We start from the raw sequence: 19,709 nt of genomic DNA, 5'->3' as shown, positions 1-19,709 counted from the left end.
CCTCCGCAACCGGCGGGACGAGGGCATGCCCGCCACGGGGATGGCATGAAGGCGGGCTTCCGGCAGAGCATGTCGTGGCTGCACACCTGGTGCGGCCTCACCTGCGGCTGGCTGTTGTGCGCGATCTTCCTCACCGGCACGCTCAGCGTGTTCCGCGAGCCGATCACGCAATGGATGGAGGCCGGCCCGGTGCCGGCCTCCCCGCAGGAAATGGATGCAGGTGCGCAGGCAGCGCGAGCGCAGCAGTGGTTGGCTGCAAACGCCGCCGATGCCCGGGCATGGCAGATCCGTTGGCCTGCCCAGCACGGCTGGCCGCTGCAGCTCTCATGGGAGGATGACGGCGGCAGCGCGCACGAACGCTGGGTAGAGGCCGGCACCGGAATGCCACAACCACCACCTCGTCTTCGGGAAACCGAAGGCGGGCGCCACTTCATGTCCTTCCATTACACCCTGCACGGCGGCATGGCCGGCTACTGGCTGGTCGGCTGGATCACCGCCTGCATGCTGCTGGCGCTGGTGTCCGGCGTGGTGGTGCACAAGCGCATCTTCAAGGACTTCTTCACCTTCCGCCCAGGCAAGGGCCAGCGCAGCTGGCTGGATGCGCACAACCTGAGTGCCGTGCTGACCCTGCCGTTCCTGTTCATGATCGGCTACACCGGGTTGACTTTCTTCTACAGCAGCTATCTGCCGTGGCCGGTGCAGGCAGCCTATGGCGATGCCGATGACGCCTATGCGCGCTATGAAGCCGAACTGGTGCCTGCGCAGCCGGCTCCGCCAGGCATCCTGGTATCCACCGCGCAACTGCCAGACCTGCAGCAACTGCTGGCACGCGTGCAGGCCATCAGCGGGCAGCCGCCGGCACTGGTGGTGATCCAGGCGCCCGGCACCGTGCACAGCGTGGTGGAGGTGATCGGTCGCAAGCCCGAGGGTGGCGCGGCCAGGCGCCTGCTGACTGAGGCCAGCCGGGCAACGTTCGACGCCGCCAGCGGCACGCTGTTGCAATGGCATGGCGCACACCCGCATGCCATTGGTGCCGTGCAGGTACACGAAACCATCGAAGCACTGCACAAGGCCGATTTCGGCGGCTGGCCGATGAAGTGGCTGTACTTCATCAGCGGCCTGCTGGGCACGGCGATGATCGCCATCGGCACGCTGCTGTTCTCCATCAAGCGGCGCAAGCGCAGCGAGCAGGAGTTCGGCGCGGCCACGGCAGGCATCTATCGCTGCGTGGAAGCCTTCAACGTGGCATCGCTGGCCGGGGTGGCACTGGCAAGCATCGTCTACCTGCACGGAAACCGACTGCTGCCACTGACGATGAGCGATCGCAGCGCGTGGGAAATACGCATTTTCCTTCTAACCTGCGCGGCCTCGGTGCTGCACGCGCTGTGGCGCCCAACGCGCCTGGCCTGGATCGAGCAGTTGTGGCTGGCCGCCGCACTGTGCCTGGCACTGCCGCTGGTGAATCTGGCAACCACCGGGCAGGGGCTGCTGATGTACCTGCAGCGGGGCGCATGGCAGCAGGCCGGCGTGGAGCTGGTCGCACTGGCCTTCGGGCTGGTGTTGGCAAGAATGGCCCTGATGCTGCAGCGCCGCTGGCCACAGACGCAGGAGGCCGCGCGCAGCGCCAAGCCGGCGCCCGGGCAGGGCGCGGCCCATCGCTGGCAGGTCGCGAGCCGGGTGCTGGCTGCCTCGGTGGGGGGCTACGTGTTCACCGCGCTTACCGCCACGGCACTGGCGCTGTTGTTGCCCTCGCTGGTGAATGTACGCACGTCCGTTTCGGTCCTGACCAGTTCGCTGCTGGGGTTCGTGCTGTTGATCGCCGTCGCCGTGGGCATCTTCAGCGCCCGTAGCGTGGGGAAGGTCTGGCTGGTCGTGGCGGCAGGGAGCGCCCTGATGGGAGTGTTGGTGGCGATGCTGCGGCCGGGGTGAGGGCAGGGGGCACGGCTCACCCTCACCACATTCACCCCACAGCAGCGAAAATGCATCCCTGGGCGCCCTGGCGCGCCGCTCACTGCCTGCAGGATCGTAACGATGTCCAACACCCCCTTTGGCGAGTCGTCATGCGCTGCCGCCGCCAGCGGTTGCGTCGAGGTGCGCGGCGCGCGCGAGCACAACCTCAAGAATGTCGATGTTTCCATCCCGCGCAATGCACTGGTGGTGTTCTCCGGGGTCTCGGGTTCGGGCAAGTCATCGCTGGCCTTCGGAACCGTGTTCGCCGAAGCGCAGCGGCGCTACTTCGAGTCGGTGGCGCCGTATGCACGGCGCCTGATCGACCAGGTGGGCGTGCCCGATGTGGATGCCATCGACGGCCTGCCGCCGGCAGTGGCCCTGCAGCAGCAACGCGGTGCCAGCAATGCGCGTTCATCGGTGGGCAGCGTGACCACGCTGTCCAGCCTGGTGCGCATGATGTACTCGCGCGCCGGGGCCTACCCGGCCCATCAGCCCATGCTGTACGCCGAAGACTTCTCGCCCAACATGCCGCAGGGCGCCTGCAGCACCTGCCACGGCCTGGGGCATGTCTACGAAGTGACCGAAGCGCTGATGGTGCCGGACCCGTCGCTGACGATCCGTGAGCGCGCCATCGCGTCCTGGCCGCCGGCCTGGCATGGCCAGAACCTGCGCGACATCCTGGTCACGCTGGGCTACGACATCGACGTGCCGTGGAAGAAGCTGCCGAAGAAGGCCCGCGACTGGATCCTGTTCACCGAGGAAACGCCCAGCGTGCCGGTCTACGCCGGGTTCACCCCTGCAGAGACCCGCGCCGCGCTCAAGCGCAAGCTCGAACCCAGCTACATGGGCACCTATACCGGCGCGCGCCGCTACGTGCTGCACACCTTTGCCAACACCCAGAGCGCGCTGATGCGCAAACGCGTTTCGCGCTACATGGAAGGCAAGCTGTGCCCGGCCTGCCACGGAAAGCGCCTGAAGCCGGAGGCGCTGTCGGTCACCTTTGCCGGCGTGGATATCGGTGAGTTCATGCGGCTGCCACTGGACCAGCTGGCGGAGCTGCTGGAGCCGGTGGCGCAAGGTGATTTCAGCGCGCACAGCAAGGGCGCTCGCACCCGCAGGAGTGCGACACCCCGGGATCGCGCGCGTCGGGCCGCGAGTGGCCAAGCGACGCACACCGGCGCCCCCGACGTGCGGCTGACCTCGGCCCTGTCCGAAGAGAAACGCCTTGCAGCCCAGCGGCTGGCAGGCGGGGTGATGGCACGGGTACGCCAGCTGCGTGAACTGGGCCTGGGCTATCTCTCGCTGGATCGCGCCACGCCCACGCTGTCGGCCGGCGAACTGCAGCGCCTGCGGCTGGCCACGCAGCTCAGCTCGTTGCTGTTCGGCGTGCTGTACGTGCTCGACGAGCCCTCGGCCGGCCTGCATCCTGCCGACAGCCAGGCGCTGTACGACGCGCTGGACCGGCTGCGCGACGGCGGCAACTCGGTGTTCGTGGTTGAACACGACCTGGAACTGATGCGCCGCGCGCAGTGGCTGGTGGATGTGGGGCCGGAGGCGGGAGAGCACGGCGGGCGCGTTCTCTACAGTGGCGAGCCGGATGGCCTGCGCCACGTCCAGGACTCGCGCACGGCGCGATATCTTTTCGACCAGGTGCCTGCGCCCGCCAGCCGCCAGCGCAGCGCCGGCAACTGGCTGGAGCTGCAAGGCATCCATCGGCACAACCTGCAGGGCGTGGACGCACAGGTGCCACTGGGGTTGCTGACCGCCGTCACCGGCATTTCCGGCTCGGGCAAGTCCAGCCTGATGGCACAGGCGCTGCCGGAGTTGATGCTGGCGCACCTGGGGCACGAGCCGATGGACGAGGGCGCGGACGCCGAGCCCACCGACGGGCCCAGCGTGATCGAAGCAACGCGAGGCCGGTTGGCCGGCGATGTAGATGCCATCCAACGCGTCGTGCAGGTCGACCAGAAGCCCATCGGGCGCACGCCGCGCTCCAATCTGGCCACCTATACCGGCCTGTTCGATCACGTGCGCAAGCTGTTCGCCGCAACACCGGCCGCGCGCCGCCGCCGTTTCGACGCCGGCCGTTTCTCGTTCAACGTGGCCAAGGGCCGATGCGAAACCTGCGAAGGCGAAGGGTTTGTCAGCGTCGAACTGCTGTTCATGCCCAGCGTCTATGCGCCGTGCCCGACCTGCCATGGCGCCCGCTACAACGAAGCCACGCTGAAGGTGCAGTGGAATGACCGCAACATCGCCGAAGTCCTGCAGATGACGGTGGACCAGGCGCGTGCGTTCTTCAGCGAAGAGGATGCCATTGCCCGCCCACTGCAGTTACTGCAGGAAATCGGCCTGGGCTACCTGAGGCTTGGCCAGCCGGCCACCGAGCTTTCAGGCGGCGAGGCCCAGCGCATCAAGCTGGCCACCGAGCTGCAGCGCAGCCAGCGCGGGCGCACGCTGTACGTGCTGGACGAACCCACCACCGGCCTGCATGCCTCCGACGCGGATCGGCTGCTGGTGCAGCTGCAGCGGCTGGTGGACGCCGGCAATACCGTGGTGATGATCGAGCACGACATGCGCGCGGTCGCGCAGGCGGACTGGGTGATTGATGTAGGCCCCGGCGCTGGCGGGGCAGGGGGCACCATCGTGGCGAAGGGAACACCGCAGCAGGTGGCGCGGGCCAAAGGCAGCAGGACGGCGGCATTCCTTGCGCGCGAGCTGGCTCTTCTGTAGAGCCGAGCCATGCTCGGCTGACCCTCGAGCCAATCGCTTCCCATGGAAGCAGCGCCTCCTGCAGCAAAGCCGGTTGCTGGAGCGGGGAGGGGCGGGAAAACAAGAACGCCTGGCGAAGCGTGTAATGGCGAATCCTCTGGTGACGCTCCAGCCAGAAGCATCCACTTTGATGTTGCAGCGCACACAGAAAAGCACGGCCCAGCTAGTCCCATCCGGCTATAGGACGCCAGCGCGACTCGACGCACACTTCGCCCCGTAAAGGCCGACGGGAGGGCGTGACATGAGTCTGCATGTGGGGAAGCTGCGCGGGTTGGCGGTGCTTCTGTTCCTGCTGAATCCCATGCTTGCCGGTGCGGTGCCGGCGGCGCCGCCTGCATCGGCACCCGAGGTGATTCCGCTGTGGCCGCAGGACCACTGGCAGCAACGCGCGCGTGGCCCGGAACGGATCGGCGCCGAAGGCAGCGCGAAGGGCGCGGTCTCGGGAATCAGTAACGCGCGCATGGAGATCTACCGACCGCTGAAACCGAACGGAACAGCCGTGGTGGTTTTCGGCGGTGGCGGCTACTTCCGCATCCAGATTGGCAGCGCCGGCAAGCCGACGGCGCAGTGGCTGCAATCGCTGGGCGTCACGGCCGCCGTGGTGTACTACCGGCTGCCTGCCGACGGGTGGGCGCCGGTTTCGCCCTTCCAGGATGGCCAGCGCGCCATGCGGCTGCTGCGCGCGCAGGCCGCAAGCCTGGGGGTCGATCCGGAGCGCATCGGCGCATTGGGCTTTTCCGCCGGCGGCAATCTGGCCGGTATCGTCGCCACGCGCTTCGATGCCCCGTTGTATCCGCCGGTGGATGCAGCCGACCAGCTGTCAGCGCGCCCGGACTTCCTTGGCATGATCTATCCGGTCGTTTCAATGCGCCCGCCGCTGGACCACACCCGGTCGAAGCGGGAACTGGCCAGCCAGAACGACGCACAGCAGGCCTATTCGGTCGAACAACACGTCCGCAAGGACATGCCGCCGGTGTTCCTGGCCCAGGCCGTGGACGATCGTACCGTGGATGTCGGCCACAGCGTGGCGATGTACCAGGCCACGCATGCGGCGGGCATTCCGGTGGAGCTGCATCTGTTCGAAGCCGGAGGCCACAGCTGGGGGTTGGGCAAGCCCGGGACATTGGTGGCGCAGTGGCCGCGGCTTTTCGCCAACTGGGCACGCAGCCACGGCTACCTCGGGCCGCCGCCTGTGCGGCTGCCGCCGCACGATGCCAGCGCGATACCCGCCGCTGCTGCTCAGCCACCTCGCTCGCTGGACGATGATGGCGCGGGCGACTGAGCCGCACACTGTATTTCATTCGGGAGAACTGCATGAACTCACTGAAGCGTGCCGCGCTTGGCGCGGCTGCCGGCGGCTGCCTGTTGCTGGCTTCCCCCTCTGTGCTGGCCGCGGCTGGCGATACCGAAGCCGGATTGCGTGCGCAGGTGCAGCAGCAGGCAAAGCAACTGCGCGATCAGGCATCCCTGCTGGAGCAGCTGAGCGCACGACTGGCTGCACTGGAGGGGGCCTCTCAAAGTACCGGCGTGGCACCCGGCAGCGATGCGGGCCTCGATGCACAGGTGGCTGCGGCCATCGCTGACACCCGCCAGGACGACATGGCCATTCTGCAGGCGCAGGTGGCACAGCTCGCCGCAACCGGTGGAGGCGGTGACGGCAATGTGCGCTGGCGCAAGGGTGGACCTGAGTTCCGCAGCAGTGATGGCCAGTTCACCTTCCACCCGCGCGGCCGGGTGATGGTCGATTTCAGCAGTACCCACGGTTCCGCATTCGACGCACGCAACATCAACGGCACCGATCTGGCCAGCGGACGCCTCGGTGCCGAAGGTCGGATGGGACCACTGGGTTACAAGATCGATGCGGACTTTGCGGGCAACGATGTCTCGCTGAAGGATACCTATCTGTCCTGGGACACGCGGCTGGGTGGCCTGCCAACGGAAATCTACGTGGGCAACAAGCTCAAGGACCGTGGGATCGATGGTGGCACCAGCGGCGTCAATACACCTTTCATGCAGCGCAATGCGGTGGCGTCGGTCGGTGCCCAGCAGAGCGGGTACTACGGGCTGGGCGTCACCACCAAGGTGATCGGTGATGGCTGGCACGCCAGCGCGGCGGTGACCGGTGACGATATCGGCAATGACAGCACGGCCAGCGACACCATTGCGTATTTGCTGCGCGCGCACTGGAACCCATTGCGTGGCCAGGCAGGCTTCGTGCATCTGGGAGGCTGGTACTGGTACGAGGATCTCGGCCAGGATGTCGGCAGCATCAACAAGACCTCTCCGATCGCGCTGGGCTGGAACGGCAACGTGCGCGTGTCGGCCAGCTCCATCGCCAACGTCACCGACAACCGCGCCTGGGGGCTTGAGCTGGGCGGAGTGTACGGCCCGGTGTGGGCCTTCGCCGAGCACACCACCCGCACCATCGCGTCACGCACGGTCGACTCGGTCGACCAGCGGGCGACATCGGTCTACGCAGGCTGGCTGATCACCGGCGAGCGCCCCGGGTTCAGCAGCCGCTCTGGGGTCTGGGGTACCACGCGCGTATTGCGTCCGGTACAGGAGGGTGGCGTTGGCGCCTTCGAGCTGGCCGCGCGCTATGACCGCTACGACTTTCTCGATGCGGCCCGGGGCGGCGAGGGCACGGCATGGACGCTCGGGGTGAACTGGTACCTCAACAACTGGTCGCGCCTGATGTTGAACTACGTTCACTGGAAGACCGACAACAAGGTTGGCAACGCCCAGGGGCCTGACTCCGGCAATACCGTGGGCGTGCGAGCGCAGGTTTCGTTCTGACCCGGGGTGGCGCTGGTGCATCCAGCGCATCTGTAGAGTCGAGCCATGCTCGACTAACGCATGCCACATCGCGTACCTGCGCCAGGCGAGGAAACCGGCCAGCGAGCAGTGGGTGTCAGCCAGGGCGATGCGTCGGCCGGACATCAGGTGGCGCTCTGGCCAAGGTTGGCCATCGGAGGTGGCGCCCGACCCGATGCTGCGCAGCAGGGCAGTGCGGGCGTTCCGGTCCAGAGCGGGGCCGTTCGCGGGCACTTCCAGGATCGGTTGCGGGGCAGGGGAGTAGCGCTTGGTCGTGGCGGCGCTGCTTGCGGGCAGGCAGAAGCCGCCACCGATAAAGGTCGCGGGCGGTGCAAGGCTCGAAATCCGGTGTGCAATCATCCCGGCGCGGCGGTTTACAAGTAGAGAACCACCGCGTGAAGGCCCAGAAAGAAATCAAGGAGCTGACTTCGACTTCCTCACATGAGCATTGGTTAGTCGTGGGTGCCACGTCAGATCCGACTCAGCCTTAGCCGCACCTGCCGCGCGTCCCATTTCCTTGCGATAGCTTTCCACGCTATGAGACTTGGCCCCAGACACGAGAAAAGCCGCCCAACGAACGAAACCGCCAAACAAACCACTAAAGTGATCTGGTTCTGAATATGCGCTGCCGTCGGTACTGATCTGCCGGAGATGGTCCGCGTAGCCGAGAAACTTTGGCGGTACGGTAGGCACTCCATCGCCAGCACGACGAACCTGCATCGGCAGTTGCCGATAGCCTGAAGCAAGCGCAGACAGATTGCAGTACCGCGGCGCTCCCATGAGACAGACCGCCGATCTTGGCCATTCAAGGATCAAAGCGCTGATAGCGGCGACAGCACCACCTAGCGAGTGACCACTAAAGACGACATTGTCAAACGAACCTCTCCCCATTTCGAAGAGCTTCCCATCAATCTGTTGGGATATCCGGATGGCTTCCATCGCAAAGCCTTCATGAAACCGATCACTCCGCCCGGCCCATCGAGATAGACTGATCCTGGATGAGCGCAGGTTGATTGACCAATCGAACAGAAATTGTGTACCGCGAAAGCCCAAGAACAGCGTTCGATGAACGCGCACTCCGACTACGATGACCCCGGGGCTGGTCACGATGAACGTATCCGACTCGGGGATTTCTACTTGGTTGACCAACTTCAGCACGTTCGGTCGGCTTCCCGACTGCACCAGATCCTGGTAACTCTCGCAAGGGATCAGAAGGGCGCGCTTGCTGTCATCGAGCTCCGCTTCCGGAACGTGGTAGTACGCGAGTTCGGCAAAGAGCGCGCCCAGGTAGCGTACGACTGGATCCTCAACTCGAACTTGACCCTGCAGTCTTGATAGCAGGGCACTGACCTCACTGAGTGCACACATCGCAGCTCCCGATTGAATCATTCAATGGCGCAGAGAGAATTTTTACTGTTCAAGCGCCGCGCTAGCGGAAGCCCACATCAACCACAACGGTAGCGGGCGATGGAATATTACCCCGCAACCGTCAGCGCGTAGAAGCAGGAGGAGATCTGGACCGCCCATCGGGGTTGGGCGAGCAATCACGATGATCTTCGCAAGTGATCTCACAGGCTTGGTGCCCCGCTGATCGCTCGCGGCACCGTTGCGCCCAATCTCGCTGTCCTGCATCCACGACATTTGAACGACACGTGCCGGCCATCCTCGTCGCTGACGCTTCACCATGCCGGTGAGGAGCGCCCGGTGTCGGCCTGACCGCTCAACGGGCAGGCTCGAGGACGCCCAGCCATGAAACGCAACCGATTCGCCCTCGCAACGGGGCTGTGTTTGGCCGCAGCAACTGTTGCCACCGCCTGGGTGCGCATTGCCGAGGACGATGCAGCGCCCGTCCCTGCGCCTGCCCCCGTAATCTCCGTGCATCTGGTGCGGCCGCTGCACACTCCGCTGCAAGTACACGCGCCAGCTACTGGCAGCGTTGCTGCGTGGGAAGAAGCCAGCATTGGTGCAGAGGCTAACGGGTTGCGCCTTACCGATGTGAAGGTGAATGTCGGCGACACAGTACAACGCGGCCAGCTACTGGCGAGCTTCAATCCTGGCCTGATTGAGGCCGAGCTGGGCGAGGCGGCTGCAGCGGTAGCACTGGCTGCTGCAGAGTCGAGCCAGGCTGCCGCCAACCTGCAGCGGGCTCAAGTGCTGGATGCCTCCGGCGCTATTGCCCGGCAGCAGCTTAGTCAGTACCAGGCCACGGCGCTCACTACACGCGCGCGCCTGGATTCAGCGCGGGCGGTAGTGCAGAGGGCCCGCCTACGGCTACTGCAGACTCGGGTACTGGCACCCAGCGACGGGATCATCAGTGCCCGCACAGCCACCGTGGGCGCGGTGGTGCCAGCAGGCCAGGAACTGTTCCGCTTGATCCGGGATGGGCGCCTGGAGTGGCGTGCAGTGGTGGCATCGGAAGATCTGCTCGCCATGCGGCCCGGCCAGACGGTGAACATCAGCATACCGGGAGCCGGATCTCTGGAAGGGCGCGTACGTGCGCTCGGGCCGGTGATTGACGTCGCCACGCGCAGCGGGCTGGTCTACGTGGATCTTCCTGCCGGCGCGCCATTGCGTGCGGGCGCATTCGTGCAGGGATACATCGCGGTCGGCGAGGAGGGCATGTTCACACTTCCCCAAGCTGCGGTGCTGCTCCGCGATGGCTTCAATTACGTAATGCAGGTAGGGCAGGACGGCAGGGTACTCACTCGCCGTGTTGAGGTGGGCCGCCGCAGCGCGGACCGGGTGGAAGTTGTATCAGGCCTTGAACCGTCTGATGCGGTGGTGGCCTCTGGTCTTGGTTTCCTCAATGACGGCGACTTCGTGCGGGTTATCAGCGTACCTGCTTCAGGTAAGGCCTCGCACTCATGAACCTCAACGTGTCTGGCTGGTCGATCCGCAATCCGGTGGCAGTGACGCTGCTGTTCGTTGCGCTTGCGTTGGTCGGTGCCTTCGGCTTTGCGGCGATGAAGGTACAGAATTTCCCGGATATCGACTTTCCCATCATCACCATCACCGCAACGCTACCTGGCGCCTCACCAGCACAACTGGAAAACGACGTTGCACGCAGGATCGAGGATGCTCTGGCCAATCGGCAGGGCATAAAGCACATCAAGACGACGCTGGCCGACAGCGTGGCCACCATCAGCGCTGAGTTCCACATCGGCAAACCTGTACAAGAGGCAATGGATGACGTACGCGACGCGGTGGCCGGTGTCCGCGCGGATCTGCCCGCCGAACTTCGAGACCCGGTTATCCAGAAGGCGGAACTGGCCAGCCAGCCGGTGGTGACCTATGCGCTGAGCTCGACCACATTGGACATGCAGGCGCTGTCCTGGTTCGTGGACAACCAGGTAAGCAAGCGGCTGCTAGGCAAGGCGGGCGTAGGTGCAGTATCGCGCGTTGGCGGCGTGGACCGCGAAGTTCGGGTGGCGTTGAGCCCCGGCCGACTGCTGGCGTTGAATGCCACCGCTGCCGATGTTTCCCATCAGTTGCGTCAGCTGCAGCTGGAGGCCTCCGGTGGGCGGGTGGCTCTCGGGCGTGCAGAGATGTCAGTTCGCACTGTCGCCACCGTGGATTCCGCCGAGCGCATCGCCGACATGAATCTCACCCTGACCGACGGCCGCCGCATACGGCTGGGCGAGGTGGCGGAGGTAAGCGATACCGTGGCCGAGCCTCGTACGGCTGCGTTGATGGATGGCCGCCCGGCAGTTTCGTTCAATGTGCTGCGCTCGCGCGGCGCGAGCGAGCTGGAGGTGGCCAGAGCAGCGCAGTCCGTTATTGCCGACCTGCAGGAGAGCTACCCGCAGATTCACTTCGAACAGGCGGTGGACTACGCCGGGCCCGTGGCGGAGAACTACCGCGGCTCGATGATGCTGCTGCTGGAAGGTGCGGTGCTGGCGGTGGTGGTGGTGCTCAGCTTCCTGCGCAACTGGCGTGCGACCTTCATTGCCGCGATTGCCTTGCCACTATCGGCCGTTCCGACGTTCGCGGTGATGCATCTGATGGGCTTCTCGCTCAACACGGTGTCATTGCTGTCGCTGTCACTTGTCGTCGGCGTGCTGGTCGATGATGCGATCGTGGAGATCGAGAACATCGAGCGCCACCTCCTGATGGGCAAGACGCCCCTGCGCGCAGCCGGCGAAGCCGCCAACGAGATCGGCATGGCGGTGATCGCCACCACCCTCACGCTGGTGGCGGTCTTCCTGCCTACCTCGTTGATGGGGGGCGTCGTCGGCCAGTACTTCCTGCAGTTTGGATGGACCGCAGCGGTAGCGGTCCTGTTCTCCCTGCTGGTGGCGCGGATGCTCACCCCGACCATGGCCGCCTTCCTGCTCAGGGCGTCGGCGAAGCGGCACAAGGAGCCGCGCTGGGTACTGCGCTATCTGCAGTGGGTACGAGCCTGCATGCATCGGCCGGTGTTGACCCTGGCCAGTGCGGTGGCGATGGTTGCGCTGGGCATGCTGGTGGCCGCGCAGCTGCCGGGCGAGTTCATGCCGCCAGATGACGGCAACCAGGTACAGATCAGCCTGGCCCTACCCCCGGGAAGCGCCCTGGCAGACACCCTTGGGCTGGCCGAGAGCGCCCGCGAGATCGCCGTGCGCAGCCCGATGGTGGCCTCGGTGCACACCTCAATAGGCGGGGGTAGCGGCGGCTCCGGAGACCCGGGCGAAACTGCACCCACGGCAAGCGTAGCCACGGCCGTACTCACCGCCAACCTGGTGGCGCGCAGTGAGCGCAATGGCCTTACCCGTTCAATCATCGAAGGGCAGCTACGCACGGAACTGCAGCAACTGGCGGGCGCGCGCGTCAGCGTGGGCAGCGACAGCGAAGGACTGGAACTGGTTCTGAGCGCCGACGACGGCGATCGGTTGGCCGATCATGCGCGCCTCGTTGAGCGGGAACTGCGAGGCATACCCGGCATCGGTGCCGTGGTGTCTTCCGCTGCACTGGTGCGGCCGGAACTGGTGGTGCGTCCCGACTTCGCACGCGCTGCCGACCTGGGAGTCACCTCCCGCGCGATCGCCGATACCCTGCGCGTGGCCACGCTGGGTGACTATGTCCAGGACCTGGCCAAACTGAACCTGAGCGAGCGGCAGGTTCCGGTGCTAGTGAGGCTGGCCGACAGCGGCCGCAACGACCTGGAAACGCTGCGCCGATTGCCTGTCCCCGGGGTCCGCGGTCCGGTGCCCTTGGAGAGCGTGGCAGACCTGGCGCTGCTGTCCGGCCCCGCCGAGCTGACCCGTTACGACCGGCAGAGAAACATCAGCCTGAAGGTCGCGCTCAATGGACTGCCACTGGGCGATGTGGAACGTGCAGCAATGGCATTGCCGAGCCTGTCGCGGCTGCCGCACGGCATCACCATGGCGCCCGCGGGTGATGCCGAAGCCATGAGCGAACTGCTGGCGGGCTTCGGAATGGCAATGGCTGCCGGGGTAATGTGTGTTTACATGGTGCTGGTACTGCTGCTGAAGGACTTTGCGCAGCCGCTGACGGTACTTGTAGCGCTGTGCCTGTCAATACCAGGGGCGTTCGTGGCGCTGCTGCTGACTGGGCAGAGCCTGTCGATGCCTTCGATGATCGGCTTGATCATGCTGATGGGCATCACCACCAAGAACGCGATCCTGCTGGTGGACTACATCGTGATCGCGCGCCGCGAGTTGGGCATGAATCGCCGCCGCGCAGTGGTGGATGCCTGCCGCAAGCGCGTGCGACCGATCGTGATGACCACCATTGCGATGGGCGCGGGCATGTTGCCGGTGGCGCTGGGCCTGGGGGCTGATCCGAGTTTCCGCGCACCGATGGCGATTGTGGTGATCGGCGGCCTGCTGACATCGACGGTGCTGTGCCTGTTGATCATCCCGGTGGCCTACTGCGCGATGGACGACCTGGTCGGAGGTCTGCGCAGGCGAACGCGTCCTGTCGCCGCTGATACAGCTGGTTCGTTGGGAGTATCAGCATGATTGTCATGATGATCGTGATGGCCGGAATGTTGATCTACATCTCGGCGTGCATCCTGTATGTCTACCGCTTCCGTGGACAGCAGCGATACCAGGGGTTTTCGCAGTACCTGCGCAAAAGCTGGCCAGTGTTCGCACCGCTCAACTGCCTGCTGTACATGGCCACGGCACGCGAGGCGCGGCAACCGGTACTGAAACCGCATTACATTGAGGGCATCGAGCGGCTGCGCCGCAACTGGCGAAGGATCCGCGACGAAGCAATGGAACTGCATGCGTCCGGCGCGTTCGAAGCGGCGTCGGCACCGGGGTCGGCCGGGCATCATGATCTTGGTTTCCGTACGTTCTACAAGCGCGGCTGGCGCAAGTTCTATCTCAAGTGGTACGCCGATCCACACCGGTCGGCAGAGCGCCTGTGCCCGGCCACGGTGCGGCTGCTGGAGGGCATACCAGGGATTCGTGCCGCGATGTTCTCGGTGCTGCCTGCGGGCGCGGAGCTGAGCATGCATTCCGATCCACTTGCCTGCTCCCTGCGTTATCACCTGGGACTGGATACGCCAGGCACGGCGGACTGCTACATCTGCGTGGACGGCCACTTCATAACCTGGCGCAATGGCGGAGACTTTGTTTTCGACGAGACCTACCCGCACTTCGCACGCAACGACAGCACCACGAATCGGGTGATCCTGATGTGTGATGTGGAGCGTCCGATGAACCTGCTGGGGCGTGCCTTCAACCGCCTCTATGCCAGACTCGCCTGGGCGATGACGGTGCCCAATACACCCGAAGACCGGCAGGGGCCGATCAGCTGGCTGTTCGCCCGTCTGGCGCCCCTCCGCGAGGTCGGGGTGGCGCTCAAGCATCGGCATCGCCTGGTGTATACGCTATTGAAGTACCTGCTCAACGCCAGCCTGCTGCTGTTTCTCTTCGCAGCGATCATTGGCGTGATAGGGTTTCTCTTGAGGCTGTTCGGCCTACTGGGGATGTCATGAACAGGGAATCGCTGTCCATCCTGATAATCGAAGACAACGCGCAGCTTGCGGCGAACCTTTACGATTTCCTGGAAGCCTGCGGACACACCCTGGACGCCGCACCCGACGGTCTTTCTGGCCTGCACCTGGCCTCGTCCAAGGACTATGACGCGATTGTCCTGGACTGGAATCTGCCCCGCCTGGACGGGCTGACCGTGTTGCGGCGCCTGCGCGGCGAGGCAAAGAAACACGTACCGGTGATCATGCTGACCGCCCGCGACCAGGTGGCTGACAAGATTGATGGATTCGAGGCAGGGCTGGACGACTACCTTGTGAAGCCGGTGGCGCTACCGGAGATCGAGGTCCGGCTGCGTTCGCTGGTGGCGCGCCGCCGCCATGCCGGCGCCACCGACAACGTGCTGCGGGTGGGCGACCTGGCCTTCGACCTTGGCACCCTGCAGGCGCACCGGGCCGGCAGGAAAATCAGCCTGACCCGTACCGGCCGCCGCCTTCTGGAGCTGTTGATGCGCGAGAGCCCGCAGGTGGTAACCCGGGCAAAGCTGGAGCGCGTGGCCTGGGGCGAGGTGGCGCCAGGGACCGATCTGCTGCGCTCACATATGTACGTGTTGCGCCGCGCCCTTGAACAGAATGAAGAAGCACCGTTGCTGCATACCGTAGCCGGGTCGGGCTACAGGTTGAGCCCAGGTGAATAGTCCTCCGCGCCTGCGTGGGGTTCACTGGTGGACCAGCGTTGCCCTGATCCTGCTCGGTCTACTGGTATTGCTAGCCATCGCAGTACAGAGCTTCAGCGGCCAACTGTTGATGGAAGATCGCTACTGGGAAGATCTGACCCGCGCGATCTCCGACGACCATGCAGAACGGGTCCGCAGCGGCCACGAAGACGCACTGCCCAGCGAAGGACTGGTGCGCTCCTGGTACCTGCGCGAAGGCGTCGTTCCGTCCGGCTTGCCGCGCCAGCTGGCCCACCTTCCGCCGGGCATCTACACGTCCGAAGCGTCGCTCTTTGGCGATGCGGTGAACCTGGATAGTGGGGAGACCTACCATGCCGTGGTGGCTGGCCTGCCACATGGCAGGCTGGTAACCGTAGTGAACATCGAGCCGCTTGAGCAGCAGCAGAATCATTACGCGCGCCTCAGCCTGCTTTGGATCCTGTGCTTTGCTGCGGTCATTGGTGGCTTCATCGTCTGGCTGCATGCCAACCTCGTGCGCCCGGTGCGCGACCTCGCTGCCCGCATGCAGGCCATCGATCCAAGCGATGCCAGCGCACGCCTGCCCACAGACTATCCGCGAGAAGAAATACAGGTGATCGCGCAGGCCAGCAATGCCCACCTGGAACGCGTGGCTCAATTCATACAACGTGAGCGCAGCCTGTTGGACCAGGCCAGTCACGAATTCCGCACTCCCATTGCGGTGATTGCCGGGGCGGCTGATGTCCTGCGGCAGCTTCCACTGCCAGCTGCCTCGCAGCCGGCGCTGGCACGCATCGAGTACGCGGTGGAGGACCTGTCTGAAACGATGGTCGCGTTGCTCTACCTGGCCCGTGAGGCCGGACCGGGCGTTGAAGACGCGGAGATAACCGCACTGCATGACTTCCTGCCACGCCTGGTGCTCGATCATGAATACCTGCTTCGCGGCAAGGACGCCCAGCTCCGCCTTGGCGCGCTGGAGCCAACCTTCGTCGCGGCGCCAGAGGCGATGGTGCGCATTGCGGTAAGCAACCTGATCCGCAACGCGATCGAGAACACCGATGTGGGATTCGTAGAGATCGTGCTTTCGCAGGGCAGGGTGGCTGTGATCGATTCGGGCAGTGGCTTCGACCCGGTGGAAGCTGCGCGACGCTACCGGGACAGTCTTCGTCAACCGGCTCCGATGCGGGGCCAGGGACTGGGACTGTTCCTGATTGGGCGCATCTGCGAGCGCTTCCGCTGGACACTGGGGATCGACTCAGGCACCCGCGGCACCCGCGCTACCCTGGATGTGTCAGCCAGCGTAGTCGAGGTGCCCTGATCGTACAGCGGCTAGTAATGCGCTGAGCTCCACCCACGACATTGCGGCGACATCGCCACTTCATTCTCACCTGGAACCGGCCGCGTGCATTCAGCGCGGCCTCTCCCGCAACAGCGGGCTCTCTTCCTGGTGAGGTCTGGCGTCCCATGATCAAGTTTCTCTGTCCCGTATTGGCCTGCAGTCTGTCGTTCGCGGCGTTGGCGCAGGAGGGCCCCGGCGGCGGTCCCGATGACCAAGGCCCCCCACGCTGGGGGCTGGGCCTGGCAGCCGTGGTAACAGACAGCCCCTATGCCGGTGAAGGCACCCGCGTGATGCCGATCCCGCTGGTGAGCTACCACGGCGAGCGGTTCTACTTCGAAGGGCTGGGCGCCGGCTGGGTGTTCCTCAAGAACGATTCTTTTGAACTGGCCGCTGTAGCCAAAGGGCGCATGGATGGGTTTGATGTAAAGGACCTGGGCCGCAGCGAGCTGGCACGCAACGGGGTGGACTACCGCTTGCTGGACGATCGCGACATGGGCCTGGACCTGGGTGCCAAGGTCAAGTGGTCCGGCCGTGGCGGCGAACTTGAGGCCGAACTGCTGGCCGATGCCACCGACACCAGCGGCGGTCAGGAGTTCTCGCTGCAGTACGGCTACGGCTTTGATGTGGGCAAGGCCCGGCTCACCCCGAATGCGGGCGTTACGTGGCAGTCCAAGGACATGGCCAACTATTACTACGGCACATTGAAGGAAGAGGTGGCGCGCGGCGTGGTCGACTACAAGCCCGGCGCGGTAACCATCCCGCACGTGGGCGTGAGCTACTTCAGGCCGCTGGGCGAGAAATGGATGCTGATGGGCTTTGCGCAGTACAAATTCCTGCCGGACAAGATCACCGACAGCCCCTTGATCGAACGCGATACCAGCGGGAGTGCAACGCTGTTCATCGGGCTCTCGCGCGGCTTCTGATTGACACGCGTGCCATGATGGCAGGGGCGTCGCAATGGCATTCGCAAGTCCGTAGCCGTCGGATTCTGGACCTCGGCCTTGGGATGTCTATCGGCCCAGGGCGGATCCGATCTGGGCCGATAGCGGACATTGGCAGGTGAATGGGGCAGGGAAGCAGTCCAGCTCTAGGATCAGGGATGTTTATCGAGGGTAGGGCGAGTGTCCGCTTCTGCCCGGAGGCGGACATCGCCCTTCCGCACTGGACCACGCCCTAGAACTTCATCCTCACACCGCCGTTCACCACAAATCCCTCCAGCGGCGCCCATGCATCCACGGTCCACTGGCCATCATCGGCGCGACGAGGCCGCAGCATCCGGTTGTAGTCGGTCTGGCGGACGTTGAGGATGTTTTCCAGGTTGAGGAACAGGCTGATTCTTCCCAGAACAATCTCTCCCAATGCACCCACTTCCAGATACGGCCGGCTGCGCCGACGCCAGGGGTTGTCATCCAGCGCCTGGATGCCGGTGTAGTAGGCTTCGAGCCCCACGCGGCCACGATCATGCTGCTCCCACATGGCAACCAGTCCTGCGCTGTGCCGGGGCGTTAGCGAGACCGGGCGGCGGCCAGCGGCTTCCGCGCCGGGTTCTCGCGCGTCGGTGTAGACATAGCTGCCGGTCACCGTGACGTCCTGCCAGCGGTAGCGCAACAGCAGTTCACTCCCACGGGTGCGGGTGACACCCGCCACATTGATCAGCTGCACACGTTCACCCGGGGCGGTTACAGACTCCACCAGGCGCACCGCATGGTCGATGTCGGATGCGAACACGCTGAGGTTCAGCTCCCACGCACCATGCACGTAGCCTGCATCGATGGACCCGGTGGTAGCGATCTCTGCACGAAGGCCACTCAGCGGCTCCAGCCGTGACAGGCCAGCGGCCTCGATCTGCTCGACAAAGGGGGTAGGCGCGTAGAAGCCTCTGCCGATCGAGGCGCGCAGAGTCCACGCATCAGGGCGGAACAACAGTGATACGCGGGGGCTGAAGTGCCCGCCATAGGCGCTATGCTGATCCCAGCGCGCACTGCCCGAAAGCGTAAGGTCATCGCGCAACGCCTGCTCGGCCTGAACGAACAGGGCGGGCACCGTGTAGCGGTAATCAATCTGCGGGTATCGCGCGGAACGGAACCGGTCCTGTTGCGCGGCAATGCCCGCCAGCCAGCTGGTGGCGCCAGCGCCGGACGCGTAGCTCACTTCGGCAAATCCGGTCTGATGGGTGTCGTTGTCCTGTTCAGGGCCATACCCGTGGTCGTGATCGGTGGACATGGCCGATGCACGTAGCTGCAGGCGGTCGCTCTCGCGCACCGGAACATCGAGCACGACGCCAGCGTCAACGCGCTCCGTGCGCTGTGTTAGAGCGAAGGGCTGCCCATCGGGCGCCAGCTGACCGGGCAGCGTCCCGCCCAGCCGACTCTCGCGCATTGCGCCTGCCGTCAGCAGCGCACGCGCTCCATCGTCCGATTCCCAGAACAGACGCGGCCGAACCGTGGCTCGCTCGTAGCCGGGGATGTCAGCCCAGCCGTCTCCGTCCAGGTCCTGGCGGTCCTGGCGATGGTAGCCACCCACCACCGACAGGCCCCAGTGCTCGGCCAGCGGCCCGGCTGCGTAGCCAGTCACGTCCTGGCCGCCGCGGCTGGTGGCATTGAGCAGCATTTCAGCCTCGGCGGTCTCCTTGGGCCGACGCGATATCAGGTTCACCACGCCGCCCAACGCTGCCGGGCCGTACAACGCCGATGCGCTGCCCTTGATGATCTCGACACTGCCCAGGTCCGTCGGGGGAATCTGCAGCAGGCCGATGGACGATGACTGACCGCCGTACAGCGGCAGGCCATCGGCCAGCAGCTGGGTATACCGGCCGCGCATGCCCTGGATGCGGATATTCGACGCCCCCATGCCCGGCGAGGTGTTCTGCACCCGCACGCCCGCCGTCTCGGCCACAAGCATGGAGACGTTGCCCGGCGACATCAGCAGCTTTTCCTCGATCTCCTCCTGCGATACGACATCTACCCGGATCGGTTCGTCGGAAACGCGACGCCCTGACCGGGTTGACTGCACCACCACTGCGTCCAGCTCCACAGCGTCATCGTGGTCACCGTCGTGCGCGGCGGGTGGTTCATGCGCACTTGCTGAGGCAGCGGCGGACAGCAGGGCGGCGCTCAACGCCAGGGCAAGCGGATGGGGAAACAGGGTCATGGGTCGTCAGGGCGGGCAGGCCGCGCGGTGGCGAAGTGGCCCGGTCTTGTAA

12 protein-coding genes and 1 pseudogene are annotated in these 19,709 nt (G+C 65.1%); 10 read left to right on the top strand and 3 right to left on the bottom strand.

Features of this window, described 5'->3' with window-relative positions; all coding sequences use genetic code 11:
* The first annotated feature begins 45 nt into the window (after positions 1 to 45).
* From VN11_RS11330 to VN11_RS11315, 4 genes are all read left to right on the top strand, one after another.
* Entirely contained in the window at positions 46 to 1,929 is a 1,884-nt protein-coding gene (locus VN11_RS11330; protein WP_053449784.1) for a PepSY-associated TM helix domain-containing protein, read from the top strand.
* A gap of 102 nt (positions 1,930 to 2,031) precedes the next feature.
* Positions 2,032 to 4,680 (top strand): excinuclease ABC subunit UvrA, encoded by a 2,649-nt coding sequence (locus VN11_RS11325; protein WP_053449783.1) that lies wholly within the window; start codon positions 2,032 to 2,034, stop codon positions 4,678 to 4,680.
* Positions 4,681 to 4,960: 280 nt separating this feature from the next.
* A complete protein-coding gene (locus VN11_RS11320; RefSeq protein ID WP_053449782.1) occupies positions 4,961 to 6,001 on the top strand; it encodes an alpha/beta hydrolase in 1,041 nt (346 codons plus the stop codon).
* A gap of 32 nt (positions 6,002 to 6,033) precedes the next feature.
* Positions 6,034 to 7,515 carry an OprO/OprP family phosphate-selective porin gene (locus tag VN11_RS11315; RefSeq protein WP_053449781.1) on the top strand — a complete coding sequence of 494 codons (1,482 nt, stop codon included), beginning with the start codon at positions 6,034 to 6,036 and terminating at the stop codon, positions 7,513 to 7,515.
* 93 nt (positions 7,516 to 7,608) lie between these two features.
* Here VN11_RS11315 and VN11_RS22730 read toward each other — a convergent pair.
* Together VN11_RS22730 and VN11_RS21840 are read right to left on the bottom strand one after the other, a co-directional pair.
* Positions 7,609 to 7,830, bottom strand: a pseudogene (locus VN11_RS22730) (hypothetical protein); the annotation flags it as partial.
* A 117-nt stretch (positions 7,831 to 7,947) separates the two neighbouring features.
* Positions 7,948 to 8,901, bottom strand: a complete 954-nt coding sequence (locus VN11_RS21840; protein ID WP_187299766.1) for a lipase family protein — start codon at positions 8,899 to 8,901, stop codon at positions 7,948 to 7,950.
* Positions 8,902 to 9,282: 381 nt separating this feature from the next.
* Between VN11_RS21840 and VN11_RS11305 the strand changes: the two genes are divergently transcribed.
* The 6 genes from VN11_RS11305 (at position 9,283) to VN11_RS11280 (ending at position 17,430) form a co-directional block, all read left to right on the top strand.
* Positions 9,283 to 10,401, top strand: a complete 1,119-nt coding sequence (locus tag VN11_RS11305; RefSeq protein ID WP_080374915.1) for an efflux RND transporter periplasmic adaptor subunit — start codon at positions 9,283 to 9,285, stop codon at positions 10,399 to 10,401.
* Entirely contained in the window at positions 10,398 to 13,493 is a 3,096-nt protein-coding gene (locus VN11_RS11300) for an efflux RND transporter permease subunit (protein WP_053449778.1), read from the top strand. The genes VN11_RS11305 and VN11_RS11300 overlap by 4 nt, the downstream gene beginning before the upstream one ends.
* Positions 13,490 to 14,479, top strand: coding sequence for an aspartyl/asparaginyl beta-hydroxylase domain-containing protein (locus VN11_RS11295; protein WP_187299765.1), 990 nt, complete (start codon positions 13,490 to 13,492; stop codon positions 14,477 to 14,479). The genes VN11_RS11300 and VN11_RS11295 overlap by 4 nt, the downstream gene beginning before the upstream one ends.
* Before the next feature lie 11 nt (positions 14,480 to 14,490).
* Positions 14,491 to 15,171 carry a response regulator transcription factor gene (locus tag VN11_RS11290; protein ID WP_053451305.1) on the top strand — a complete coding sequence of 227 codons (681 nt, stop codon included), beginning with the start codon at positions 14,491 to 14,493 and terminating at the stop codon, positions 15,169 to 15,171.
* Complete coding sequence (locus tag VN11_RS11285; RefSeq protein WP_148564968.1) at positions 15,164 to 16,486, top strand: sensor histidine kinase; 1,323 nt, start codon at positions 15,164 to 15,166, stop codon at positions 16,484 to 16,486. Before VN11_RS11290 ends, VN11_RS11285 begins: the two co-directional genes overlap by 8 nt.
* A 146-nt stretch (positions 16,487 to 16,632) precedes the next feature.
* Positions 16,633 to 17,430, top strand: coding sequence for a MipA/OmpV family protein (locus VN11_RS11280; RefSeq protein ID WP_053449776.1), 798 nt, complete (start codon positions 16,633 to 16,635; stop codon positions 17,428 to 17,430).
* Positions 17,431 to 17,680: 250 nt separating this feature from the next.
* On the opposite strand, the gene VN11_RS11275 is transcribed toward VN11_RS11280, so the two are convergent.
* Complete coding sequence (locus VN11_RS11275) at positions 17,681 to 19,624, bottom strand: TonB-dependent receptor plug domain-containing protein (RefSeq protein ID WP_197652506.1); 1,944 nt, start codon at positions 19,622 to 19,624, stop codon at positions 17,681 to 17,683.
* Between the last annotated feature and the right edge of the window lie 85 nt (positions 19,625 to 19,709).

Source organism: Stenotrophomonas maltophilia, assembly GCF_001274595.1.
In the GTDB taxonomy this organism is placed as follows: Bacteria; Pseudomonadota; Gammaproteobacteria; order Xanthomonadales; family Xanthomonadaceae; genus Stenotrophomonas; species Stenotrophomonas forensis.
The sequence above is the reverse complement of the archived record's forward strand: the minus strand, read 5'-3'. Positions and strand labels throughout refer to the sequence as shown.

Coding starts and splice junctions, on each gene's coding strand:
- VN11_RS11300 (WP_053449778.1), top strand. CDS start 10,398: ATGAACCTCAACGTGTCTGGCTGGTCGATCCGCAATCCGGTGGCAGTG.
- VN11_RS11325 (WP_053449783.1), top strand. CDS start 2,032: ATGTCCAACACCCCCTTTGGCGAGTCGTCATGCGCTGCCGCCGCCAGC.
- VN11_RS11280 (WP_053449776.1), top strand. CDS start 16,633: ATGATCAAGTTTCTCTGTCCCGTATTGGCCTGCAGTCTGTCGTTCGCG.
- VN11_RS21840 (WP_187299766.1), bottom strand. CDS start 8,901: ATGTGTGCACTCAGTGAGGTCAGTGCCCTGCTATCAAGACTGCAGGGT.
- VN11_RS11320 (WP_053449782.1), top strand. CDS start 4,961: ATGAGTCTGCATGTGGGGAAGCTGCGCGGGTTGGCGGTGCTTCTGTTC.
- VN11_RS11330 (WP_053449784.1), top strand. CDS start 46: ATGAAGGCGGGCTTCCGGCAGAGCATGTCGTGGCTGCACACCTGGTGC.
- VN11_RS11295 (WP_187299765.1), top strand. CDS start 13,490: ATGATTGTCATGATGATCGTGATGGCCGGAATGTTGATCTACATCTCG.
- VN11_RS11315 (WP_053449781.1), top strand. CDS start 6,034: ATGAACTCACTGAAGCGTGCCGCGCTTGGCGCGGCTGCCGGCGGCTGC.
- VN11_RS11305 (WP_080374915.1), top strand. CDS start 9,283: ATGAAACGCAACCGATTCGCCCTCGCAACGGGGCTGTGTTTGGCCGCA.